A 21,780-nucleotide genomic window follows, 5' to 3' on the forward strand; every position below is an offset into this window, starting at 1 on the left:
TTTCATCCGGTATCACGACGCGCGCTGGATCGGGCTGCGCACGATCTTTCCATCCACGAAATGGATGCCGCATTCGTCCTTTTCGGTGCCGCGCCAGCGCCCGGCGCGCGGGTCCTCGTTCTGGTCCACGGGGGTCGTGCAGGGGGCGCAGCCGATCGAGGGGTAGCCGCGCGCCACCAGCGGATGCCGGGGCAGGCGGTTGTTGATCATGTAGTCCTGCACGTCCTCGGCCTGCCAATGGGCCAGCGGGTTGACCTTGATCCGGGCCGCGCCCTCGGCCTCGAAGAACTCGAGCGTGGCGCGCTGCCCGCCCTGGAACCGCTTGCGCCCGGTGATCCAGGCGTCGAACGGAGCCAGGGCATGGTCCAGCGGTTCGGCCTTGCGCAAGGCGCAGCAGGCGTCGGGATCGGTCCGGTGCAGATCGCCTTGCGCGTCGATCGCGGCGATCCGCGTCCGGCTGGCCCGGATGACGCGCAAATCGCGCAGGCGCAGATGGTCCGCCACCTCGCGCTGGTAGCTCAGCGTTTCGGGAAACAGCAACTCGGTATCGATGAACAGGACCGGCACGGCGGGGTCGATCACCGCCACCATGTGCAACAAGACGACGGACTCGGCCCCGAACGACGACACGAGGGCCACGCGCCCGGTATCGGCATCGGCGATCGCGCGCTCCACGACCGATGTGGCCGAGTGATGCCGGTATCGCTCGTTCAGGCGGCTGACCCGGGCCGCGACCGGAGCGAAGTCAAGCGTGTCACGCGGCATTGGCGCGTCCCTTGTCCTCGGGGTGGAGCGCGGCCTTGAACGGCGCGGCGCCAAGCCGGCGATAGGTATCAAGAAAGGCTTCGCTCGGCCCGTCGCGATGGGCGAGATAGGCGTGCACCAAGCGTTCGACCGCATCCACGATCTCGTCATAGGCAAAGCCCGGCCCGGCGCGTTCGCCGATCACGGCATCGGGCCCGCCATCGCCGCCAAGGGTGATCTGGTAGTTCTCGACCCCCGCGCGATCGAGCCCGAGAATGCCGATATGGCCCACGTGGTGATGCCCGCAGGCATTGATGCAGCCCGAGATCTTGATCTTGAGCGGGCCGATATCATGCTCCAGTTTCAATTCCTCGAACCGCGTGGCGATCTGTTGCGCCACCGGGATCGAGCGCGCGGTGGCCAGGCTGCAATAATCCATGCCGGGGCAGGCGATGATGTCCGAGACCAGCCCGACATTGGCGCTGGCCAGCCCCGCGTCGGACAGGGCGGCGTGGATCGCCCTGAGATGACGGCGCGGCACATGGGGCAGAATGACGTTCTGTTCATGGCTGATGCGCAATTCGCCATGGCCGTATCGCTCGGCCAGATCGGCGAGCACGCGCATCTGGTCAGCCGTGGCGTCGCCCGGCGTCTCGCCCGGCGCCTTCAGAGACACCGTCAGGATCGTGTAGCCGGGCGCGCGGTGCGGGGCCGTGTTGGTATCGACGAAGGCGCGAAAGGCCGGATCGGCGTGATACCAGGCACGGAAATTCCCCTCGGCCTCGGGGTCAAAGGCGGGCGGGGCGAATTGCGCCGTGATGGCGGCCAGCATCTGCTGGTCGATGCCGTTGAACAGCGCCTTGCGGGCCGGAAACTCGGCCTCGACCAGGTCGCGGATTTCCTCCAGCCCGTGTTCATGGACGGTGATCTTGATGCGCGCCTTGTACTTGTTGTCGCGCCGGCCCAGCAGGTTGTAGATCGCCACGATGGCCTCGAGATAGGGCAGCAGATCAGCCAGTGGCACGAAATCGCGAAGCACCTTGCCGATCATCGGTGTGCGGCCCAGCCCGCCGCCCACCAGCACCCGCGCGCCCAGGTCTCCGCCCTGCTGCACAAGGCGCAGGCCGATGTCATGGGCGGCGGTCACCGCGCGGTCTTCGGGGCTGCCGGTGACGGCCAGCTTGAACTTGCGGGGCAGGAACTGAAACTCGGGGTGGTCGGTCGACCATTGCCGGATCAGCTCGGCCACGGGGCGCGGATCGGCCACCTCGTCGGCGGCGGCGCCCGCGAAAGGGTCGGCGGTCACGTTGCGGATCGTGTTGCCGCTGGTCTGGATGGCATGCATCTCGACATCGGCCAGCGCGTCCAGGATGTCGGGCACATCGGCCAGTTTGGGCCAGTTGAACTGGATGTTCTGGCGCGTGGTGAAATGACCATAGCCCTTGTCCCACCGCTCGGCGATCATTGCCAATTGCCGCATCTGGTCCGCCGAAAGGGTGCCATAGGGGATCGCCACACGCAGCATGTAGGCATGCAGTTGCAGGTAGAGCCCGTTCATCAGGCGCAGGGGCTTGAACTCGTCTTCGGTCAGGCTGCCGTCGAGGCGGCGCGCGACCTGCGCGCGGAACTGGGCCGCGCGCGACCGGACAAAGGCGCGGTCGAACTGGGAATAGCGATACATCTGCACTCTCCTGTCGCGGCTCAGGCAATTTCCTGTTTGCCGTGGGGGCGGTTCGACGGCCCACGCCCGCGGAACGCTTCGCGGAAATGGCTGGGTTCGGGACCCTGCGCGCCGGGGTGCGCATCGGCCAGGTAGGGGCCGACGACTTCGTGGCCCCGCGCCTCGGCATCCAGCAGGTGCAGGTCGGCGCTGCCCGGGTCCTCGATCAACAGGGCGTCCGACATCTGCCGTGTCCAGGACCCGTCGGGGGCAAGCCAGACGGCGTCACCCAGCAGCAGGTCGTTCGCGGTCAGCACCTTGGGCGTAAAGGGGCGGGGCGATCAGGCAAGCTCCTCTTGCAGCTGGGGCAGGTGTGCTGCGGCAGCGCGGGGGGCAAGGCCCAGCATCAGGATGACGGGGCCGTCGGGCGCGGCGGCCTCCAGATCGGCGGGAAGGTCGGCCAGGGTCGAGGCGATCACGCGGGCTTTGATGCGGCTGGCGTTTTCCACCGCCGTGACCGGCGTGTCCGGGCCGGCCCCATGCATCAGCAGTCGGCCCTGCAGGAACCGCGCTCCACGCGCGCCCATGTAGATCGCGGCGACCGTGCCGGGCCGCGACAGCGCGCGCCAGTCCTGTTCGGCAAAGCCCTTGACGTCATGGCCGGTCAGCAACCGCAGGTCCGAGTTGCGGCCCCGCTTGGTCAGGCTCTGGCCCAGTTGTGCGGCGGCGGCGCTGGCCGCGGTGATGCCGGGGCAGATGGCCCACTCGATTCCGGCGGCATTCAGGGCGTCCAACTCCTCGTCAAGCCGTCCAAAGACGCCCGGATCGCCCGATTTCAGGCGCACCACATGGGCACCCTGCGCAGCGTGCTCGACCATGAGGCGGCCGATCTCCTCCTGCGACATGGCGGGGCCAAAGCCCTTCTTTCCGGCATTGATCAGTACCGCTTCGCGCCGGGCAAGCTCGAGGATCGCGGGCGAGACCAGCCGGTCGTGGATCACCACATCGGCCTCGTCCAGCAGCTTGCGCGCCTTCAGCGTCAGCAGGTCCGGGTCGCCCGGCCCGCTGCCGACAAGGTCCACATGGCCCGCCGATGGCTTGGCCGCCAAGTGGTCGTCCAGCAGGTTTTGCAAGGTTCGGGGCAGGGCAGCCGCGCCGTTCTGTTCGAAGGCGCGCGGGCCAGTCCTGTCATAATAATCCGCCCAGAACTCTCGCCGCTTGCGGCCCATCGGCAGGGCCTCGGCCGCCTTGCGAAAGGCCTGCCCGGCTCGCGCCAACACGCCCAGGTTCGACGGCAGATGGCTTTCGAGATGTGCTTTGATGCGCCGCGCGAGGACAGGGGCCGCCCCCTCGGTGCCGATGGCGACGGTGACCGGGCTGCGGTCGACCATGGCGGGCGTGATGAACTGCGATCCGTTCAGGTTGTCGACCCAATTGACCAGCGCGCCATCGGCGCGGGCCAGGGCGGCTGCGCGGGCATCCTCGGCGGCGTCGTCATTGGCGGCATAGAACAGACGCGCGCAAAGCGCATCGCCTGGCTCCATCGCGCGGGCGATGAGCGTGATCCGCCCTGCATGCGCCAGCGCGTGCAGATCGGGGGCCGGATCGGCGGCGAAAACCGTGATCCGTGCAGGCGTCTTGAACAGCAGGCGCAGCTTGGCCAGCGCCGCCTGGTCGCCGCCGGACACCACGACGCGGGCCCCGTCGAGGTCAAGAAAGATCGGAAAATGACGCATGGCGAACCTCGCACCTATGTTTCGCGAAAAAGATAGAATATTTTCCTGTGAAGCGGCAGATATCCCTTGCGAAAAGGGATGAATGTTCCGTATCGAGGACGCGACAGGATCGTTGTTCCACCCAAGCACGGAGGCGGGAATGCCCGTTCAGATCGATGCGCTCGACCGGAAAATCCTCGGCGCGTTGCAAGAGGATGCCAGCCGGTCGCTGGAAGAGATCGCGCGCGTCGTGGGCTCGTCCAAGACGCCGGTCTGGACCCGGATTCGCAAGCTGCGCGAGGCCGGCGTGATCGGGCGGCAAACCGTCCTGCTGGATGCCGAGGCCCTGGGGCTGGAGGCGTGCTTTTTCGTGCTGATCCGCACATCGGAACACGAGGCCGAATGGCAATCGCGGTTCCTCGAAACCCTGCGCGCCCATCCCGAGGTGATGGAGGCGCATCGGCTGGCCGGCGATATCGACTATATCCTCAAGGTGCGCGTGCCCAATGCCCGCGCCTATGACCGATTCTATCAGGCCCTGATCTCAGAGGTGAAAATCCACAATGTCACCGCCCTGCTGAGCATGGAGGAGATCAAGGCCTCGCCGCTTTTGCCGTTGGAGTCGGAGCTTTAGGTCTCAGCTACGCTCGAACCGTTCGCGGTTGCGGCAAAAGGGGGGGAAAGTCGAGCATCATGCTGTGGGCTTGCAGGCGTCGGCATTCCGCGTGGTGGCGGCAGGTCGAGCATCGCATCACCATGTCCCGAAACTGGTAGGCGGCCTGGACGGGCCCGCCCTGGAACCCCGACTCGAGGTCGATGCCCAGGCGATGGGCCATTCCCGTGGCCAGTTCGTTGGCATCGTCCAAACGGCTGAAAAGCCCCATGGCCTCACTCCCTTTGCCTGAGCGTTCGGCGAAACATGGGCGCGTCCTGCGATTTGCGCCTTGATCCGGATCAAGGCGCCGGCGGGCTGTCGTGCAGGCGGGTCTCGATCCTGGCGCCGCCTTCCAGGGTGCGGTGCACCGGGCAGCGGTCGGCAATGGCGCGCAGGCGCTGGCGCTGCTCGGGGCTGAGCGCGCCAACCAGCGTGATGGAGCGGGTGAAACGGTCGAGCGGGGCGTCGGCGGCCTGTGCATCCTGGGCATGGACGCGGTCATGGGTCACGTCCACCGAGACATGTTCGAGCGGCCAGCCCTTGCGCCGTGCATACATGCGGATCGTCATCGAGGTGCACGGCCCCCAGCCCCGCGGCCAGGAACTGGGTAGGGGGTCGAACCCCCGATCGGTGCCGCCATAGCTGCGCGGCTCGTCGGCGAGGGCATGGTGCAGCCGCCCCGCCATCACATCCTGCAGAAACCCGTCGGGGTCTGCCTCGGACACGCGGGTCACCCCCTCGGGCGCGCCGGGTGGCGGGGCAGGGGGCGACAGGTCGAGATACCGCTGCACCCAGCTTGCGATGACGGTGGCAGTGTATTCGGCATCCGCCCCGCGCGTGATCAGGTGGTCCGCGTCGTCGAGGGTGACGAAGCTCTTGGGGTGTTTCGCGGCGGTGAAGATGCGCGTGGCGTTGTCGATGCCCACGACCGCATCGCGCGGCGCGTGCAGCACCAGCAGCGCGCGGTTCAGATGGGCGATATCCCCGGCCAGCGCCTCGCCCCGGACATCCTCGACAAAGCCCTGCCCGATCTGGATCGGACGCCCGCCAAGGTCGACCTCGCCCACGCCGTCGCGCGCGATCCGGTCCAGCGCATCGCCGAAATTATGCGTGACATGGGCCGGGTCGAAGGGCGCGCCGATGGTCACCACGGCCTTGCTCGATGCGATGCCGCGCGCCGCCTTGAGCACCGCCGCGCCCCCCAGCGAATGCCCGATCAAGAGCGATGGCGCCATGCCGCGCTCGGCCAGCGCCTCGGCCGCTGCGTGCAGGTCGCCCACGTTCGACGTGAACGAGGTGTTGCGAAACTCGCCCGCGCTATGGCCCAGCCCGGTGAAATCGAAGCGCAGCACCGCGATCCCCTCGGCCGCGAGCCGCGCCGCGATGCGCCGCGCCGCCACGATATCCTTGCCGCAGGTAAAGCAATGGGCAAACAGCGCCGTGGCCAGATGCGGCCCCTCGGGCAAGTCCAGCCGCGCGGCGAGCCTGTCGCCCGCATGGCCGGAAAAGGTCAGTTTTTCAGTGGGCATCGACGCGCTCCTCCTTGCAGGCGGAGCATGTGCGCAGACGCGCAAGGCCGCAACCCGGCGTCCCGGCAGGTCACGCGGTCGTGTCGTTCAGGCCGCCGGTCCGCTGCCTTCGCCCATAAGCGCCGGATCGAACGGATAGCGCGTCAGGGTCTCGTATCCGCCCTCGGTGATCAGGACCTGATCTTCCAGCTTGATGCAGAAATCACCACCGTCTTCGCCCACCAGCGCCTCGACGCACAAGGTCATGCCCGCCTGAACCTCGTAGTCGAAGGCGCCGTCGACGTAATGGTCGGGATAGGCGATGAGGGGCCATTCATCGCACAGCCCCACACCGTGAAAGCGGCAGGAATACTTGCGCGCGTCGTATTTCGGGGCGAGCTGGTGGCCGCCGAATGTCAACTCGTGGAAGGACAGGCCGGGGCGCAACAGCGCCATTTTGGTCGTGATATGCTCATGCGCATGCTGCATCGCCTCGACCATGTCGGGGCGGGGCCGGCCGGGGCCGACCCACCATGTGCGCGAGATGTCGACGCAAATGCCATAACAGCCGATCAGGTCGGTATCGAAGGCGACGATCTCGTTTTCCTGTACCCGGCGCGGCCCGCATTCCTGGAACCACGGGTTTGTGCGCGGCCCCGAGGACAGAAGACGCGTCTCGATCCACTCGCCGCCCCGGCGGATGTTTTCGGCATGCAGCACCGCCCAGATGTCATCCTCGGTCAGGCCGGGCTGGCAGGCGGCCTCCATCGTGGCGACGGCCGCTTCGCAGGCATGGCTGGCGCAGCGCATGGCGCGGATCTCGTCGGGGCCCTTGATGGCGCGCGCCTTCTCGGTGACCTCCTCGCCGTCGAACAGCGTCTGGCCAGCCGGTCCACCAGCCGCTGCAAGCGCCAGGCCCGCATGGCGGGCAGATCGGGCAGCGTCAGGCCCGCGGCCGCCCACTCGGCATAGGCCAGAGGCGTAGGGCCGATCTCGACGCGGTCCTGGTCGTTCAGGGTGCCGTCGGGCGGGGTGACGCCCTTGGACGGGTCGATCTTGCGCGCGGGAAGTCGATAGGCTTCAGTCATGGCACATCTCCCTCACGCACAAGATGGTGATGGGAAAATCCTGCGAGGGCCGAGCCGGCCCGGCGCGCCAGTACGCGGCATGAAAGGTCGGAAATGGGTGACCCAATCCTGCATGAACGCTTGCCGAGCGCCCCCTGGATGACGCCGGTGGGCCGCAAACTGCCGGGGATCGCGCCCCTGGATATGGCCGAGTGGCTGATCGCGGACGAGGCTTATGACGGGCAGATGGCCCTGCGCGACCGGCTGATCGCGGAAGAGCGCGCGCACGTCTGGGCCGAGGTGCCGGGCTGCGAGGCGGCGGCGGCGGAGTTGCTGGCGATGGTGCTGGCGCATCTGCCAAAGGGGTTTTCACGCAGCGGCGACAGCGTCACCCGGCCCGATGGCGTCACGGTCGCGCTTGCCTCGGACAGGCCGCTGGTTGTGGCCGCGCGGCTGGTGCAGGAGGATCTGTGCCTGCTGCAGAAGCCCGACGGGGCCGAGGAGCATATTCTGACGGGGGCCGTCCTGTGTTTCCCGGCCAGCTGGACGCTGGCCGAGAAGATGGGCCGCCCCCTGACCGCGATCCACATCCCCGTGGCGCAATATGACGCCGGCATCGCGCCGCGCGTTCAGCGCCTGTTCGACGGCATCCGACCGGGCCGGCCGCTGTGGCGGCAGAACGCGCTGCTCTATGCCGATCCGGCCCTGTTTCAGCCCGCGACCGAGGCGCATCCGCGGGTGACGCCGACAGTCCGGCCCGATTACCTGCGATCCGAGCGGCAGTGCCTGCTGCGCCTGCCTGAGACCGGCGCTGTGGTCTTTTCGATTCACACCTATGTGCTGCCCTTCGCGCGATTGACGCCCGAGCAGCAGGCGGCGCTGGACGCGCATCCGATCGACTATGCGGGGCGGTCAATCTGAGACGGGAGGGCCGCGCGTCTCGGCCTGCGGCCTGCGATCTGCGACGGCGGTGGCAGCGCTGACGCGCTGCGGTTGCGCGGTATTGCTGGCGGGCGTGACATGGGCGTGCCGGGGCAGGGGGGCTCTGCCCCCCGCGCGCGATGCGCGCGCCCCCCGGAGGTTTTTCGGCCAAGATGAAGGGGCGGGTCAGGCCTTGAAATGCTTGGAGAGTTTCAGGCCCTGGCCCTGGTAATTCGAGGCCAGATCGGCGCCGTAAAGCTGCTCGGGCGCATGGGCCATGCGCTCATAGACCAGGCGGCCGACGACCTGACCGTGTTCGAGGACAAAGGGCGCCTCGTGGCAGCGCACCTCGAGCACGCCGCGGGCCGGGATGCCGTGGCCGAAACCCGGATCGAAGAAGCCTGCGTAATGAACCCGGAACTCGCCCACCATGGCGAGATAGGGTGCCATCTCGGCGGCGCAGTCGGGGGGGATGGTCACGGCCTCCTGGCTGACAAGGATGTAGAAGGCGCCGGGGTCGAGGATGATGCGGCCGGTTTCGCTGCGGACCTCTTCCCAGAACTCGGCGATGTCATGGGCGGCGATCCGGGTCAGGTCGATCACGCCGGCATGGGGTTTGGCGCGGTATCCAACCAGGCTGCCGGTTTCGGGCCGCAGATCGACCGAAAAGCCAAGCCCGTCATCGATCACCGCGGCCTCGGTGCCGGTGACCAGAGGGTGGTCCGCGTGGCGCGCGCGCAATTCGTCGTCGCTGAGCACCGCCTCGCCCAGGCGAAAGCGGATCTGGTTGAGCGCGAGGCCCGGCTTGACCAGAACCGAGAAGGAGCGCGGACAGATCTCGGCATAGAGCGGCCCTGCATAGCCCGGGGCGATGCGGTCGAATTCGGTGCCGCCATCGGTGATCACGCGGGTCAGGCAATCGACCCTGCCGGTGGAGCTTTTGGCATTGGCCACCGCCGACACGCCAGCGGGCAGGGCCAGCCCCTCCATCAGGGGGACGACATAGACGCAGCCTTTTTCAAGAACCGCGCCCTCGCGCAGATCCATGCGGTGCATTTCGAACTCGGTCAGTCGGTCGGACAGTCGGTTGCCCTTGCCGGCCAGGAACGAGGCGCGCACCCGATAGGCCACATGTCCCAGGCGCAGATCCAGCGAGGCGGGCTGGATTTGCTGCGCCGTCACGGGGCGGTCGGCGGTGATCTGGCCCGCGTCGATCATCGCGCGCAGCCGGTGATCGGGAAGAACGCCGGAAACGGTGTCGGTCATAGCGGGCCTCTCTTTTCCGGGCATTGGGGTCGCGCAAGAAAAAACCGCCCAACCCGACAGGGCAAGGCGGTTTTTCCATGGTCGGGCTAGCAGGACTTGAACCTGCGACCTTCCGTCCCCCAGACGGACGCGCTACCAGGCTGCGCCATAGCCCGACGTGGGGAGCCTTCTAGCAAGTTTCAGATCGGGCGCGAAGGGGGGGCGGGGCCGTGGGTGCGGATTTTCCGGGCCGCACCGCACGGGCGGCGCGCGACGGCTGCGATCCGCCCTCAGGCCGGGTCGGTGCCCATCCGCGCCAGCAAGGCCCGCAGCGCCGTGATCGTGTCGGGTCTGAGCCGGCCCTCGGTCGTACCGCCGACCAAGGTGGCAAGGCGCGCAAGGCCATCGGCGCAAGTGCTGCTGGCGGGGGCGGGCGTGGCCATCGCGTCGGTGGGCGGCGACGCGGCCGGTGCGGGCGCGGTGTCGGGGGCCGGCCGGTCCGGCTCGGGCGCGGTGTCGGGGACAGGCTGGTCTGTCTCGGGCGTATCGAGGGCCAGGTGGGTCTGACGGTCATCGGCGGCCGCGCGACGGGGTGCGGCCTGTTGTGTCGCCGCGGCGTCGGCCTTCGGCAGATCCTCTTGGGTTTCGTCGGCGCGCCAGGCGGCTTCCTCGGCGCTGCCTTCGAAGAGATCCTCGGTGGAGGCCATCGTGTCGAGCGGTGGCGACAGCGCGGCCACAGCGGCGGTGCCTTCCTCGCGGATCATGCGCTGGACGCCGCGAATGGTCAGGCCACGATCATGCAGCAGCACCTTGATTCCGCCCACCAATTCCATGTCGGCGGGCCGGTAGTAGCGCCGACCGCCGGGCCCGTTTCACCGGGCGGATCTGGCTGAATTTCGATTCCCAGAACCGCAACACATGCGCGGCGACACCCAGCCAATCCGCAACCTCGCGGATGGTGCGAAACGCTTCGGGGGATTTGCTCATGGCCTGCTCCGTCCCCGGATTCCACTCTGTCCTCGTGTCACGGGCGGGTTGATCCCGCCCTGTGGCGTTTGGCTGTGCGCGGCGGGCGTCAGCGTCGGTTTCCGGCCGCCACGCGATCTTTCATCAGGTGCGAGGGCCGAAAGGTCAGCACGTGGCGCGGGCTGATCGGCACCTCTTCCCCGGTTTTCGGGTTGCGGCCGACGCGCGCGGTTTTCGAGCGGACCGAGAAGGTTCCAAAGGACGAGATCTTGACCTGTTCGCCCGACACCAGAGCATCGGACATCAGGTCCAGCACACGTTCGACCAGTTGCGCGCTTTCGTTGCGCGACAGTCCCACCTCGCGGAACACCGCCTCGGACAGGTCCATCCGCGTCAGAGTCTTGCCAGCCATCGACATCTTCCCCAGTTAGATCCGCTGCAGGATGGGGGATGCGATTTCTCAAGTCAATGCAGGGGTTTGCGGGGTGGCGTTTCACCGCCCACCGGCCGCTACCAGCGCAGCACCACGGCGCCCCACGCCAGACCGCCGCCAATGGCCTCTGCGACCAGCAGATCGCCGGTCTTGATCTGGCCGCGTGCGACCCCGACCGACATCGCCAGCGGGATCGACGCGGCCGACGTATTGCCATGATCCTGCACGGTCACGACGACGCGATCCATGCCGACGCCCATCTTTTGCGCCGTGCGCGTGATGATGCGCAGATTGGCCTGATGGGGCACGATCCAATCGACATCTTCTGCGGTCAGCCCGGCCTTATCCAGGGCTGCGTGGGCGGTTTCGGCAAGCTTTTCAACGGCATGACGAAAGACCTCGCGCCCTTCCATGCGCAAGACGCCGGTCGAGCCGGTCGCCGAGACGCCGCCATCCACATAGAGCAGATCGCGGAAACGCCCGTCGGAATGCAGGTCGGTGGCCAGCACGCCCCGGTCCGCGGCGGTGCCGGCCTCGTCGCGCGCCTCGAGGATCAAGGCCCCGGCGCCGTCACCGAAGAGAACGCAGGTGCTGCGGTCGGTCCAATCCATGATCCGGCTAAAGGTTTCGGCACCGATCACCAGCGCCCGCCTGGCCTGGCCCGAGATCACCAGCGCGTTGGCGTTGGCCAGGGCATAGACGAACCCGGCGCAGACCGCCTGCACGTCGAAGGCGAATCCCCCCTCCATCCCAAGGCCCGCCTGGACCATGGTCGCAACCGAGGGAAAGGTCAGGTCCGGGGTCGAGGTGGCGACCACGACCGCGTCGATATCGCCCGCCGTCAGGCCGGCCTGGGCCAGCGCGGCCTTGGCCGCTGCGATCGCCATCTGGCTGGTGGTCTCGCCCTCGGCGGCGAAATGGCGCCGCTCGATCCCCGAGCGGGTGCGGATCCAGGCGTCGGTGGTGTCGATCGTCTTTTCAAACTCGGCATTCTCGACCACACGAGAGGGCAGGTAATGGCCGATCCCGACCGGCACGGCGCGCAATGTCATTCGGCGGCCCCTTTGTCGGCGTCCGTCTGCATGGCGGCGGCGGCCGCATGCTCGGCCTGGGCGATGCGCGCGGCCAGACGCTTGGTGAAGTCCGAGGCCGACAGCCGCGCCGACAGCTTGATGGCGGCCGCCACCCCGGTGGCGTCCGACGCGCCGTGGGATTTGACGACCGTGCCGTTCAGGCCCAGGAACACGCCGCCATTGACGCGGCGCGGATCGATGCTTTTGGACAGGCGGCGCAGCGAGGTATAGGCCAAAAGCGCTGCGATACGGCTGAGCGGCGTGTGCTTGAACGCCTCGCGCATGCGCTCGCTGATCATCTTGGCGGTGCCTTCACCGGTCTTCAGCGCCACGTTGCCGGTGAACCCGTCGGTGACGATGACATCGACCTTGTCCGAGGGCAGATCGACGCCTTCGACGAAGCCCACGAAATCGAAATCCGCCGCCGGCGCCACGCGCCCGATCAGGTCCGCGGCCACCTTGATTTCGGCCCGGCCCTTGTGTTCTTCGGTTCCGACATTGAGCAAGCCGACGCGCGGTCGCGCCAGATCCATGCCGTTGCGGGCATAGCTTGCGCCCATCAGCGCATATTGCAGCAGGTCCTCGGCATCGGCGCGGATATCGGCGCCCACATCCAGCATCACGTTGAACCCCGAGGGGTTGCGCGATGGCCAAAGGCAGGCGATGGCGGGCCTGTTGACGCCCTCGATCTTGCGCAGCCGTGTCATCGACATCAGCATCAGCGCACCGGTATTGCCGCAGGAGATCGCCACCTGGGCCTCGCCCGAGCGGACAGCCTCGATCGTCGACCACATCGAGGTGGATTTGCCGTGGCGCAACACATGCGACGGCTTTTCATCCATCCGAACCACGCTGTCGGCGTGGCGGATCTCGCACTTGGCCAGGAGGCCACGCTTGCGATCAATCTGACGTTCCAGTTCGGGCCGGTCACCATGCACGATGAACCGCAGGTCGGGGTTCTTTGCGCTGGCATTCGCCATGCCGTCCACGACCACGGATGGTCCACGGTCGCCGCCCATCGCGTCGATCGAGAGGACCGTGCCCGGGATCGTTTCGCCTGTCAGAGCCGTGCCGTCGCTCATCCCCGGCCCGCCTTCAGATCGACTTACGCTGCGTCGTCGTCGAGGTCGATCTCGTCGGCCTGCGCAACGACTTCACGATCGTTGTAGGAACCACAGGACGGGCAGACATGGTGCGGGCGCTTGAGTTCGCCGCAGGACGGACACTCGTTGGGATTGGCGCCGGTCAGCGCGTCATGGGCGCGGCGCATGTTGCGGCGGGACCGCGTGACCTTGTTCTGGGGGACAGCCATGTCTCAACCTCGAAATTGCGAGGGGCCCCGCCCCGATGGCGCCGGCCCCGTGTTCCTGTGTATCTCTATCTCGTTTCGTCCCCGGTCCCGATCGTCATGCCGGGTCCGGTGGGCCGGTCCGGCCCGTCGATCCGGTGGCGCAGCGCGTCAACAAGACCACGCGACCTGCAGGGGCGAATGAGGCCGGGAACATACTCGGATTCCCCCGCCATGCAAGCGTTTTTCCACACGCCGCGATCACCGTGCTAATTCGGGTCGTCCGACCCTTTGGCCAGCTTGTCGCGCAGCGCTTTCAGACCGGCCAATGGCTTGGCCTCCTGATCGGTCATGGGCGCGATGCCGGGTTCGGAAAACACCGCCGTGCCCAGATCCGCGCCCTCGGCGCGCGGGTAGTCCGGCAGGTTCAGCGCCAGCGCCTCGACCATGATCTGATAGGGGTCGATCCGGTCGGGCAGCGGTTCGGCGCTGTCATCCTCGGGCATCTCGGCCTCGCCCTTGTCGTCGAGGACGGGAGGCGACATGTCGTGCAGGAAACGTCGGGTGACGGGTGCATCGATCCGGGTGGTCACCGGCACCAGGGTCACCACACAGGGCTGCACCACGGTCGCGCCCAACGTCCCGTCAAGGCGCCAGTCGTGCTTGCCCTCGGGGATCAACGCACCCTCGAAGCGCAGTTTGCGGATCGCATCGATGGACAGCGCGCGCGCCAGCTCTGCGCGCGCCTCGGCCGTGGGCTGGAGGCTGATTTGGTGCGGGGCCGCCCGCGACAGGCGTCCGGGGACCAGCGGGGGCACAGGCGAGGGGGGCGGTGGATCGGTCGGCATGGCACGGGGCCTTTTGTTGCGGCGCGAGGGCGCTTGGGCGCGACACGGCCGGTCGTCTTGCCCCGAGGCCCTCCTTAAGTTAAGCGGATACAAAGGGTCGGCACGGGGCGCAAGCCCGACGCGGCACCACCGTCGCGACCCGACCGGATCCGGACGAACGAGAGCAGAGGCACCATGGGAAATCACGTCCTTCTTCCCCGTCTTGGCCGGGCCGCGCACCGCCTGATATTGGCCGCGATCCTTGGCCTGGGCCTCGTGGCCTGTGCTGCGACCTACGACAATCACGGCTATGTTCCGCCCGAGGGCGATCTGGCCGAGATCAGCCTTGGCGACACCCGCGACGAGGTGGCCGAACGCGTGGGCCGGCCCGCGACCGCCGGGGTGATGCGCGACGAGGCCTGGTTCTACACCGCCTATCGGATCCGCAACTTCACCTACCGCGCCCCCGAGGTGGTTGAACGCGAGATCGTGGCGATCTCCTTTGATCAGGGCGGCCGCGTGCAGAATATCGAGCGCTTCGGCCTTGAGGACGGCCAGGTGGTGCAACTGTCGCGCCGGGTGACCGAATCGACGGTGCAGAATCTCGGCTTCTTCCAGCAACTGCTGTCGAATTTCGGCCGGATCAACCTCGGCGAGGTCCTCTGACGCCCCGCGCCGTGCGCGCGCTCCATGCATCGGCCTGCGGCGTCCGGGCCGCTTGTGGCGGACGGCTCGGAGCGTCATCTTCGGGTGCGTGTCAAACCTCCGTCACGCGGGGCCGCTATGGCCCGTGTGTCGGATGGCAGGGCAGGAGGACAAGACGTGCTGAGCCTCGTGAAAGGGCGGTATCGGTCGCGGCTGGCTGAAACCGACGCGGATCTCGACGCGGCGCAACGGCTGCGGTGGCGGGCGTTTCGTGGCGGCGCGCAGGACCGGCCCGAGGGGCGCGACAGCGACGCTTTCGATGCGTCCTGCGCCCATGTCCTGATCGAGGATCTCCGGTCGGACCGCCTGGTATGCTGCTTTCGCATGCTGCACCTGCCCTCGGGCGCCGAGATCGGACGCAGCTATTCCGCGCAGTTCTACGAGCTTTCGGCGCTGTCGGCCTTTGACGGGCCGATGGTCGAGATGGGGCGGTTTTGCATCGACCCGGCCTGCCGCGACCCCGACATCCTGCGCGTCGCCTGGGGTGCCATGACGGCCTATGTCGACGCGCAGGGGGTCGAGATGCTGTTTGGGTGTTCGTCCTTTCACGGCACCGAAGCGCGCGACTATTACGACGCCTTTGCCCTGTTGCGGGACAGATACATCGCCCCCTCGCGCTGGTTGCCGCGCGTCAAGGCGCCCGCCGTGTTCGACTTTGCCAAGCGTCTGCGCCGCAAGCCCGACCTGAAACGCGCACAGGCCAAGATGCCGCCATTGCTGCGCACCTATCTGATGATGGGCGGCTGGGTCAGCGACCACGCGGTGATCGACCGCGATCTTGGCACCTTGCACGTGTTCACGGGGCTCGAGATCCGGGCTGTGCCACCGGCGCGCGCGCGGCTCTTGCGCATGGTGGCGGGCTGAGTGCGGCGCGGCAGGGCGTTCGGTACGCTGCGCCCGCGCGCCATGCAAGAAGGCCCGAGTCAAGCCAACTGCCGCCGAGGCGGCGCGTCGTGGCCCCGGTGCCGCATTTGAACCGGGTCAGGCCGTCTGCCCCCGCGGGATCGGCAAGGCCAAGGTCGATCCGCGCCACCCCCATCGCCTGCAACTCCAGCATGGCGCGCCACATCAGGAGGTTACCCGCCGAGGCCGCGCGCCCCTCGGCCGTGGTCCAGCCGATCTGGTAGGTCGCGGCCCGGCCATGGCGCAGCATCAGCATCGCGGCCACCCGTTGCCCGGCCATATAGGCGGTGAACAGCTGTGCCGCGCCCGGTTGCACCGTGGCCAGGGCTGCGATCATCGCGGGCGGAAGCGGCCGATACCCCAGGCGCCGCGCCTGTTTCGCCTCGGCCCGCAGCAACCAGTGGGACGGGTCGGCGGGGAAGGGGCGGCGGCGAAGTATCACGGGCTGGCGCAGGCCGTGGCGCAGGCGGTTGCGCCATTTGACCGACAGGCGCGCGGCCATGCTTTTCGGGCTGGCCCCAAGGTCAAGCTCGGCCATGTGGCGCGGGGCGGCAATGCGGCGGAACCCGGCCGCCGCGAGTGCGCTGGCTTGCGCGGTGTTTTCGGCATGAACCACCAGGTGGCGTGCCGACAGATCATGCCTGAGTCGCGCCGCGCCTGACACGTCAAGGGCCGCGGTCGGCCGCGACACCATGGCGATCGTGCCCAGAACGGGCACATGGCGAACTAGGGCCGTCCCGGCATAAGGCGCAGGCAAGGCGCGGATAACGGCGCCAAGGGACCGACAGGCCGCGCTCCAGAGCGCGGTCTGTTGCAAGGGCATGGCATCGGCGGCATGGCCGGCGGGGCCGCGCCCGTCGCAAGGATCGAAAGCGTGACAGTCGAACATGCGCCCGAGACTACAGGGCCCACGGTGAAGATCGCGTTAACGTGCCGCCGTCAGCTGACCAGTTCGACCAGCGCGTGACGCTTTTTGCCCGCGCTCAGCTTGATCGGCTGGGCAAGATCGGTTGCCGAGATCATCAGCCCCGCATCGGTCAGCGGCGCGTCGTTCAGCCGGGCACCGTTATCGGCGATCAGGCGCTTGGCCTCCTTGCCGGACTTGGCCAGACCCGAGCGGGTAATCAGCTGCACCACCGAGATGCCATCGCCAAGATCCTCAGCCGACAGGGTCAGGGTGGGCAGATCCTCGCCCATGCCGCCTTTCTCGAAGACCTCGCGCGCGGTCGCCTCGGCGGCCTGCGCGGCCTCGGCCCCGTGCAGAAGGGTCGTGACCTCGTTGGCCAAGACGATCTTGGCCTCGTTGATCTCGGACCCTTCCAGCGCGCCCAGACGGTCGCATTCGGCGACCGGCAACTCGGTATAGAGTTTCAGGAACCGGCCCACATCGGCATCGGTGGTGTTGCGCCAGAACTGCCAGAATTCGTACGCGCTGAGCATGTCGGCCGACAGCCAGGTCGCGCCGCTCTGGCTCTTGCCCATCTTGCGCCCGTCCGAGGTGGTCAGAAGCGGCGTGGTCAGGCCAAAGATCTCCTGATCCAGCACGCGGCGGGTCAGGTCGATTCCGTTGACGATATTGCCCCACTGGTCCGAGCCGCCCATCTGCAGCACGCAGCCCTCGCGGCGGTACAGTTCGAGGAAATCATAGGCCTGCAGGATCATGTAGTTGAATTCGAGGAAGCTGAGCGACTGCTCGCGGTCGAGGCGCGATTTCACACTCTCGAAACTCAACATGCGATTGACCGAGAAATGCCGCCCGATATCGCGCAGGAAATCGAGATAGTTCAGCCCGTCCAGCCAATCCGCATTGTTCAGCATCACCGCGCCTGTCGCCGAGGTGCCGTAATCGAGGTAGCGCGCGAAGACGCGGTTCATGCCCGCGATATTGGCGTCGATCTGGGTCGGTGTCAGCAGCGGGCGCTCATCGGCGCGAAAGCTGGGATCGCCCACCTTGGTCGTGCCGCCCCCCATCAACGTGATCGGGCGATTGCCGGTTTTCTGGAACCACCGCAGCAGCATGATGTTCAACAGATGCCCGACATGCAGCGACTGCGCGGTGGCGTCATATCCGATATAGGCGGTGACCGGACCCTCGATCAGGTTTTCGTCAAGGCCCTGCAGGTCGGTGCAATCGGCCAGGAACCCGCGCTCGATGATGATGCGCAGGAAATCGGATTTGGGCTGGTAGGTCATCGCGCTTTGCGTCCATGCTGCGGCTTTGGGGGCTGGCTATAACGGGCACGGGCATGAAGGAAAAGGGGCAGCGGTGGCGCATGGCGGGCGCGATGTCGGGCACGTCGCTGGATGGCGTCGATCTGGCCGTGATCGAAACCGATGGCCAGCGCATCGTCGCGTTCGGCGAAACGCGCTACCGGCCCTATGATGCGCGCGAACGCGCGGTGCTGCGCGACGCCTTGGGCACCTGGCCCGGCGATGACCGGGCCAAGGCCGCCGCGCGCGTGGTCGAGGCCGCCCATCTGGAGGCGCTGGACGGGCTGGAGCCGGTCGAGGCGCTGGGGTTTCACGGCCAGACCTTGGCGCATGACCCCGAGGGCGCGCGCACCCATCAGGCGGGCGATGGCGCGCGGCTGGCGCAGGCGTCGGGGCGGCAGGTGATCTGGGATTTCCGCAGCACCGACATGCAGTTGGGCGGGCAGGGCGCACCCCTGGCCCCGTTCTTTCACTGGGCCTGCGCGCGGTGGATCGGGGCCGCGGGGCCGGTGGCCTTTCTCAACCTCGGGGGGGTGGGCAACATCACCTGGGTCGATCCCCGCACGGACGGCCCCGAGGTGCCGGGGGCCTGCGTCGCCTTCGATACCGGGCCGGCGAATGCGCCGATCGACGATTTCATGGCGGCGCGGGGTTTGGGCGCGCGCGACGAAGGCGGCGCGCTGGCCCTGCATGGGCGGCCCGACCGCGACGTGGTGCGCGCCGTGCTGGGCGAGCGGTTCTTTGCCCGCATGCCGCCGAAATCTTTGGACCGCGACGATTTCGCGGGGCTGGTGGACTGCCTTGACGGGCTGTCGGACGCCGATGGCGCGGCGACGCTGGCGGCGGTTGCCGTCGCGGCGGTGGGGGCCGGGATGCAGCATCTGCCGGCCCGTCCGGCGCGGGTTCTGGTGACGGGGGGCGGGCGGCACAACGCGGCGGTGATGGGGGGGCGTGGCCGCGACGCTGCGCTGCGCGGTCGACCCGGTCGAGGCCGTGGGGCTGGATGGCGATTTTCTCGAGGCGCAGGCCTTTGCCTATCTCGCGGCGCGGGTGATGCGGGGCCTGCCCACCAGCGCGCCGGGCACGACCGGAGTGGCGGCGCCGGTGGGCGGTGGGCGGCGCTCGCGGCCCTGAGGGCGATCCGGCAAAAGGAGCGGCTGACGCCGCGTTGGTCCTGCCTCGCCTGCGGCCCTTGCGGGCCTAGGCTCAGGCTTTGGGGGCTCTGCCCCCAAGCCCCCGGCATATTTTGGGGATAAAGATGGAGGATCAGCTGCGCGGGATGTCGAAACCGGGCGCGGCGAGGGTGAACCCCTCGAAGCGAAAGCCGGGCGAGACCGTGCAGGAGACCAGCGTATGCTCTCCCGTGCTTTGGGCCATTTGCCAATGGTCCTTCGGCACGATGATCTGCGGGCGGCCCTGGGCGAGGTCGGGGGTGAGCAGATGGTCGGTGGTGGGGCCGGCCGCGGTTTCCGAGAGCGACAACAGGAGGGGCGCGCCGGCGTGATAGTGCCAGATCTCGGTGGCGTCGACCTTGTGCCAGTGACTGACCTCGCCGCCTTGGAGCAGAAAATAGATGCAGGTGCCCGCGGGGCGGCCGGGGCCCTCGGTGTCGATCCAGGTCTGGCGAAAATGCCCCCCTTCCCGGATGGGGGGTGAGGCGCAAGGTTGCGATGATCTGGTCAGCGGTCATGGCAGTTCCTGTTCGTCAGGGCCGTCATGCGGGGCAAGGCGCGTTTGGGCTGCTGCCCCCGATCGGGCCCGCGCGCGCATCTGCGCAGGCGGACCCGGATCGGGGTCGGCCTCATGATGTCGGGCCTGGGGTGGGGGTGCCGGGGCTGGCGCTTGTTCCGTTCGATGCGCCCTCGGGCGTGGCGTCTTGCCAGGTATCGGCTTCGCGGGTCACGCCCTTGACGATCCCGTCCATGCCATCCTCGAGGCTGAGGCCCAGTTCCTCACCCAGTCGTTTGAGCGCGGGCATTTGCACCGCCATGCCCATGACCGAGTCGAGCGCCTGGTTGACCACCGGCTTGTCGCCCGCCGATGCGCCGCCGCCCGCGCCATTGGAGCCACCGGCACCAAGCCCGCCGATCTGATGGATCCTGATCGAGTCGATCTTTTCGACGGGTTTGACCATTTCGGACATGACGCGCGGAATGGCATCGAGACGCGCCATGTCCACCTTCATCGCGATGATCTTGGAACTGAGCGCATTCTCGGCATCGGTGATGGCGCGCGTGCCCTCAGCCTCGGCCAAAAGATCCTTCTTCTTGGCCTCGGCGCGGATGGCGATCGCATCGGCTTCGGCCTGGGCTTCCTCGCGGCGGGCATCGGCACGGTCATGGGCCGCATCCTTTTCGGCCTGGGCGGTGAGGCGCACGCGCGTGGCGTCGCGTTCGGCCTCGCGGGTGGCCTCGATCAGGGCGATCTGCTTTATCCGCTCGGCTTCGGCGATCTCGCGGGCGGTGATGACGGCCTCGGTGGCCTCGGTCGCCTCGGCCCGTGCGCGGTCGGCCGAGGCGCGGGCGCGGCTTTCTTCCTCGGATTTCTGCTGAATGATGATCTGACGTTCCTGCTCGGCCACTTCCAGCTCGCGTTCCTTGGTTATCTCGGCCTCGCGCAGGTTGCGTTCGCGTTCGATCTCGGCGGCGCGGACGGCTTCTTCGCGGGCAATGCGGGCGCGTTCGGTTTCGCGGGCCGAGTCCTCCATGCGGGCGGCGATCTCGGCCTCTTGTGCGGCCTTCATGGTTTCGATCTGTTGGGTCTGGGCGATGCGGGCCTGTTGCTCGTCCTGCTCGATGGCGAGTTTCTGGCGTTCGGCCTCCATTTCGGCCCGGCGCACGGCGACCTGGGCCTCGGCTTCGATATTGGCGCGCTCTTTCTTGGAGGTCGCGATGACCTCGGCCAGTTTGCGCATGCCGACGGCGTTGAAGGCGTTGTTTTCGTCCAGCGCCTCGAAGGGTGTCTGATCCAGTGCGGTCAGCGAGACCGACTCGAGCGACAGGCCGTTCTTGAGCAGGTCTTCGGAGACGGTGTTCTGCACCTCCTGCACGAAATCGGCGCGGTTCTCGTGCAGGCCGTCCATCGTCATCTGGGCCGCCACGGCGCGCAGCCCGTCGATGAGCTTGCCCTCGATCATCTCGCGCAGCTGGTCCACGTAAAAGGTTCGGTCCCCCAGCGTCTGGGCGGCGCGTGCGATGCCTTCGTCGGTGGGCTGCACCGACACGTAGAATTCAACGCCCACATCGACGCGCATGCGATCCTGCGTGATCAGGGCGCCGTCGCCGTCGCGCTTCACCTCGAGGCGCAGCGTCTTCATGTTGACGGGCGACACCTCGTGCAGCAGCGGCACGACCAGCGTGCCGCCATCCATGATCACCTTCTTACCGCCGGCCCCGGTTTTCACCAGGCTGATTTCGCGGGTGGCCCGGCGGTAGAGCCGCCCGAGGACCAGACCGAAGAGCACGAGAAAGGCAAGGACCGCGACCAGCGCGATCAGCAGGCTGTTGAATTGCATGAAATCTCCTTTCAATGGATCAATCGCCAAGAGGAATGAGGCGGAACGTGCCGGTTGCACGGTGGCGCAGCACCAGGACCTCGGTGCCCTGTGGAATCCGGTCGTCGTCGCGGAATGGCTCGGCGCGCAGGTGGTGCATGTTGCCGTAGCGGTCATGCACGCGCACCTCGGCGGGGCGTCCGCGCGCGGCGTGCCCTGGGTCACCCTGCCGCGACGGCGGGCAAGCTGACGCCGGGCGACGCTTTGGGTCTCGGTGCGGGGCAGGAGCCGCGCGAAAGCCATTCCGACCCGGCCCGTCGCCCACAGCGCCGCCCCCGCCACCGGCAGGGCTGCGGCAATCGCGGG

The 21,780-nt window shown here is 67.8% G+C and carries 22 protein-coding genes, 1 tRNA gene and 3 pseudogenes; 5 read left to right on the forward strand and 21 right to left on the reverse strand.

Annotated elements, in window-relative coordinates; genetic code table 11:
* Positions 1-12: 12 nt before the first annotated feature.
* Genes ROSELON_RS11850 through cysG form a run of 4 tightly spaced genes read right to left on the reverse strand, consistent with a single transcriptional unit; the run spans position 13 to position 4,140 of the window.
* Entirely contained in the window at positions 13-765 is a 753-nt protein-coding gene (locus tag ROSELON_RS11850; protein ID WP_025312596.1) for a phosphoadenylyl-sulfate reductase, read from the reverse strand.
* The gene (locus tag ROSELON_RS11855) at positions 755-2,425 is read right to left on the reverse strand and encodes a nitrite/sulfite reductase (RefSeq protein ID WP_025312597.1); all 1,671 of its coding nucleotides are present in this window, start codon (positions 2,423-2,425) and stop codon (positions 755-757) included. The genes ROSELON_RS11850 and ROSELON_RS11855 overlap by 11 nt, the downstream gene beginning before the upstream one ends.
* A gap of 20 nt (positions 2,426-2,445) precedes the next feature.
* Positions 2,446-2,721: a DUF2849 domain-containing protein gene (locus ROSELON_RS11860; protein ID WP_025312598.1), complete on the reverse strand. Its 276-nt coding sequence runs from the start codon at positions 2,719-2,721 to the stop codon at positions 2,446-2,448.
* A gap of 24 nt (positions 2,722-2,745) precedes the next feature.
* Positions 2,746-4,140 (reverse strand): siroheme synthase CysG, encoded by a 1,395-nt coding sequence (cysG, locus tag ROSELON_RS11865; RefSeq protein ID WP_025312599.1) that lies wholly within the window; start codon positions 4,138-4,140, stop codon positions 2,746-2,748.
* Positions 4,141-4,279: 139 nt separating this feature from the next.
* Here cysG and ROSELON_RS11870 point away from each other — a divergent pair, with 139 nt between their 5' ends.
* Entirely contained in the window at positions 4,280-4,753 is a 474-nt protein-coding gene (locus ROSELON_RS11870) for an Lrp/AsnC family transcriptional regulator (RefSeq protein ID WP_025312600.1), read from the forward strand.
* A 7-nt stretch (positions 4,754-4,760) separates the two neighbouring features.
* Here ROSELON_RS11870 and ROSELON_RS11875 read toward each other — a convergent pair whose 3' ends face one another.
* From ROSELON_RS11875 to ROSELON_RS11885, 3 genes and pseudogenes are all read right to left on the reverse strand, one after another.
* Positions 4,761-5,003, reverse strand: a complete 243-nt coding sequence (locus tag ROSELON_RS11875; protein WP_025312601.1) for a DUF6455 family protein — start codon at positions 5,001-5,003, stop codon at positions 4,761-4,763.
* 70 nt (positions 5,004-5,073) lie between these two features.
* A complete protein-coding gene (locus tag ROSELON_RS11880; protein WP_025312602.1) occupies positions 5,074-6,303 on the reverse strand; it encodes a bifunctional alpha/beta hydrolase/OsmC family protein in 1,230 nt (409 codons plus the stop codon).
* An 87-nt stretch (positions 6,304-6,390) separates the two neighbouring features.
* Positions 6,391-7,370: pseudogene (locus ROSELON_RS11885) on the reverse strand (M24 family metallopeptidase).
* A gap of 93 nt (positions 7,371-7,463) precedes the next feature.
* Between ROSELON_RS11885 and ROSELON_RS11890 the strand changes: the two are divergent.
* On the forward strand, positions 7,464-8,270 hold the full coding sequence (locus ROSELON_RS11890) for a heme-dependent oxidative N-demethylase family protein (protein ID WP_245605343.1): 807 nt from the start codon (positions 7,464-7,466) through the stop codon (positions 8,268-8,270).
* 186 nt (positions 8,271-8,456) lie between these two features.
* Here ROSELON_RS11890 and ROSELON_RS11895 read toward each other — a convergent pair whose 3' ends face one another.
* The 9 genes from ROSELON_RS11895 to ROSELON_RS11930 form a co-directional block, all read right to left on the reverse strand.
* Positions 8,457-9,536 (reverse strand): 2'-deoxycytidine 5'-triphosphate deaminase, encoded by a 1,080-nt coding sequence (locus ROSELON_RS11895; protein ID WP_025312604.1) that lies wholly within the window; start codon positions 9,534-9,536, stop codon positions 8,457-8,459.
* A 78-nt stretch (positions 9,537-9,614) separates the two neighbouring features.
* Positions 9,615-9,691: transfer RNA gene (locus tag ROSELON_RS11900), tRNA-Pro, on the reverse strand.
* A gap of 114 nt (positions 9,692-9,805) precedes the next feature.
* Positions 9,806-10,348 carry a MerR family transcriptional regulator gene (locus ROSELON_RS11905; protein ID WP_025312605.1) on the reverse strand — a complete coding sequence of 181 codons (543 nt, stop codon included), beginning with the start codon at positions 10,346-10,348 and terminating at the stop codon, positions 9,806-9,808.
* On the reverse strand, positions 10,311-10,502 hold the full coding sequence (locus ROSELON_RS18775; protein WP_245605344.1) for a MerR family transcriptional regulator: 192 nt from the start codon (positions 10,500-10,502) through the stop codon (positions 10,311-10,313). The genes ROSELON_RS11905 and ROSELON_RS18775 overlap by 38 nt, the downstream gene beginning before the upstream one ends.
* Positions 10,503-10,590: 88 nt before the next feature.
* Positions 10,591-10,893 carry an integration host factor subunit alpha gene (gene ihfA / locus ROSELON_RS11910; RefSeq protein ID WP_025312606.1) on the reverse strand — a complete coding sequence of 101 codons (303 nt, stop codon included), beginning with the start codon at positions 10,891-10,893 and terminating at the stop codon, positions 10,591-10,593.
* A 98-nt stretch (positions 10,894-10,991) separates the two neighbouring features.
* Entirely contained in the window at positions 10,992-11,966 is a 975-nt protein-coding gene (locus tag ROSELON_RS11915; RefSeq protein ID WP_025312607.1) for a beta-ketoacyl-ACP synthase III, read from the reverse strand.
* Complete coding sequence (plsX, locus tag ROSELON_RS11920; protein ID WP_025312608.1) at positions 11,963-13,069, reverse strand: phosphate acyltransferase PlsX; 1,107 nt, start codon at positions 13,067-13,069, stop codon at positions 11,963-11,965. The genes ROSELON_RS11915 and plsX overlap by 4 nt, the downstream gene beginning before the upstream one ends.
* 23 nt (positions 13,070-13,092) lie before the next feature.
* Positions 13,093-13,299, reverse strand: a complete 207-nt coding sequence (gene rpmF, locus ROSELON_RS11925; protein ID WP_025312609.1) for a 50S ribosomal protein L32 — start codon at positions 13,297-13,299, stop codon at positions 13,093-13,095.
* Between the two features lie 245 nt (positions 13,300-13,544).
* On the reverse strand, positions 13,545-14,123 hold the full coding sequence (locus ROSELON_RS11930; protein WP_051508406.1) for a YceD family protein: 579 nt from the start codon (positions 14,121-14,123) through the stop codon (positions 13,545-13,547).
* A gap of 174 nt (positions 14,124-14,297) precedes the next feature.
* Between ROSELON_RS11930 and ROSELON_RS11935 the strand changes: the two genes are divergently transcribed.
* Entirely contained in the window at positions 14,298-14,768 is a 471-nt protein-coding gene (locus ROSELON_RS11935) for an outer membrane protein assembly factor BamE (RefSeq protein ID WP_025312611.1), read from the forward strand.
* Positions 14,769-14,885: 117 nt separating this feature from the next.
* Positions 14,886-15,671, forward strand: coding sequence for a GNAT family N-acetyltransferase (locus tag ROSELON_RS11940; RefSeq protein WP_051508407.1), 786 nt, complete (start codon positions 14,886-14,888; stop codon positions 15,669-15,671).
* Here the strand turns inward: ROSELON_RS11940 and ROSELON_RS11945 are convergent.
* Together ROSELON_RS11945 and tyrS are read right to left on the reverse strand one after the other, a co-directional pair.
* Positions 15,604-16,599: a GNAT family N-acetyltransferase gene (locus tag ROSELON_RS11945; RefSeq protein ID WP_025312613.1), complete on the reverse strand. Its 996-nt coding sequence runs from the start codon at positions 16,597-16,599 to the stop codon at positions 15,604-15,606. The genes ROSELON_RS11940 and ROSELON_RS11945 overlap by 68 nt on opposite strands.
* A 50-nt stretch (positions 16,600-16,649) precedes the next feature.
* The gene (tyrS, locus tag ROSELON_RS11950) at positions 16,650-17,903 is read right to left on the reverse strand and encodes a tyrosine--tRNA ligase (RefSeq protein ID WP_025312614.1); all 1,254 of its coding nucleotides are present in this window, start codon (positions 17,901-17,903) and stop codon (positions 16,650-16,652) included.
* A gap of 53 nt (positions 17,904-17,956) precedes the next feature.
* On the opposite strand from tyrS, the pseudogene ROSELON_RS11955 reads away from it, so the two are divergent.
* Positions 17,957-19,055 (forward strand): annotated as a pseudogene (locus tag ROSELON_RS11955) (anhydro-N-acetylmuramic acid kinase).
* 132 nt (positions 19,056-19,187) lie between these two features.
* Here the strand turns inward: ROSELON_RS11955 and ROSELON_RS11960 are convergent.
* The 3 genes and pseudogenes from ROSELON_RS11960 to ROSELON_RS18780 all read right to left on the reverse strand — a co-directional run bounded on the left by ROSELON_RS11960 (position 19,188) and on the right by ROSELON_RS18780 (position 21,574).
* A pseudogene (locus ROSELON_RS11960) lies at positions 19,188-19,611 on the reverse strand (cupin domain-containing protein).
* Between the two features lie 111 nt (positions 19,612-19,722).
* Positions 19,723-21,435, reverse strand: coding sequence for a flotillin family protein (locus ROSELON_RS11965; protein ID WP_025312615.1), 1,713 nt, complete (start codon positions 21,433-21,435; stop codon positions 19,723-19,725).
* 19 nt (positions 21,436-21,454) lie between these two features.
* Positions 21,455-21,574, reverse strand: a complete 120-nt coding sequence (locus ROSELON_RS18780) for a YqiJ family protein (protein WP_245605455.1) — start codon at positions 21,572-21,574, stop codon at positions 21,455-21,457.
* Positions 21,575-21,780 lie beyond the last annotated feature (206 nt).

It is taken from the genome of Roseibacterium elongatum DSM 19469 (assembly GCF_000590925.1).
Taxonomy (GTDB): domain Bacteria; phylum Pseudomonadota; class Alphaproteobacteria; order Rhodobacterales; family Rhodobacteraceae; genus Roseibacterium; species Roseibacterium elongatum.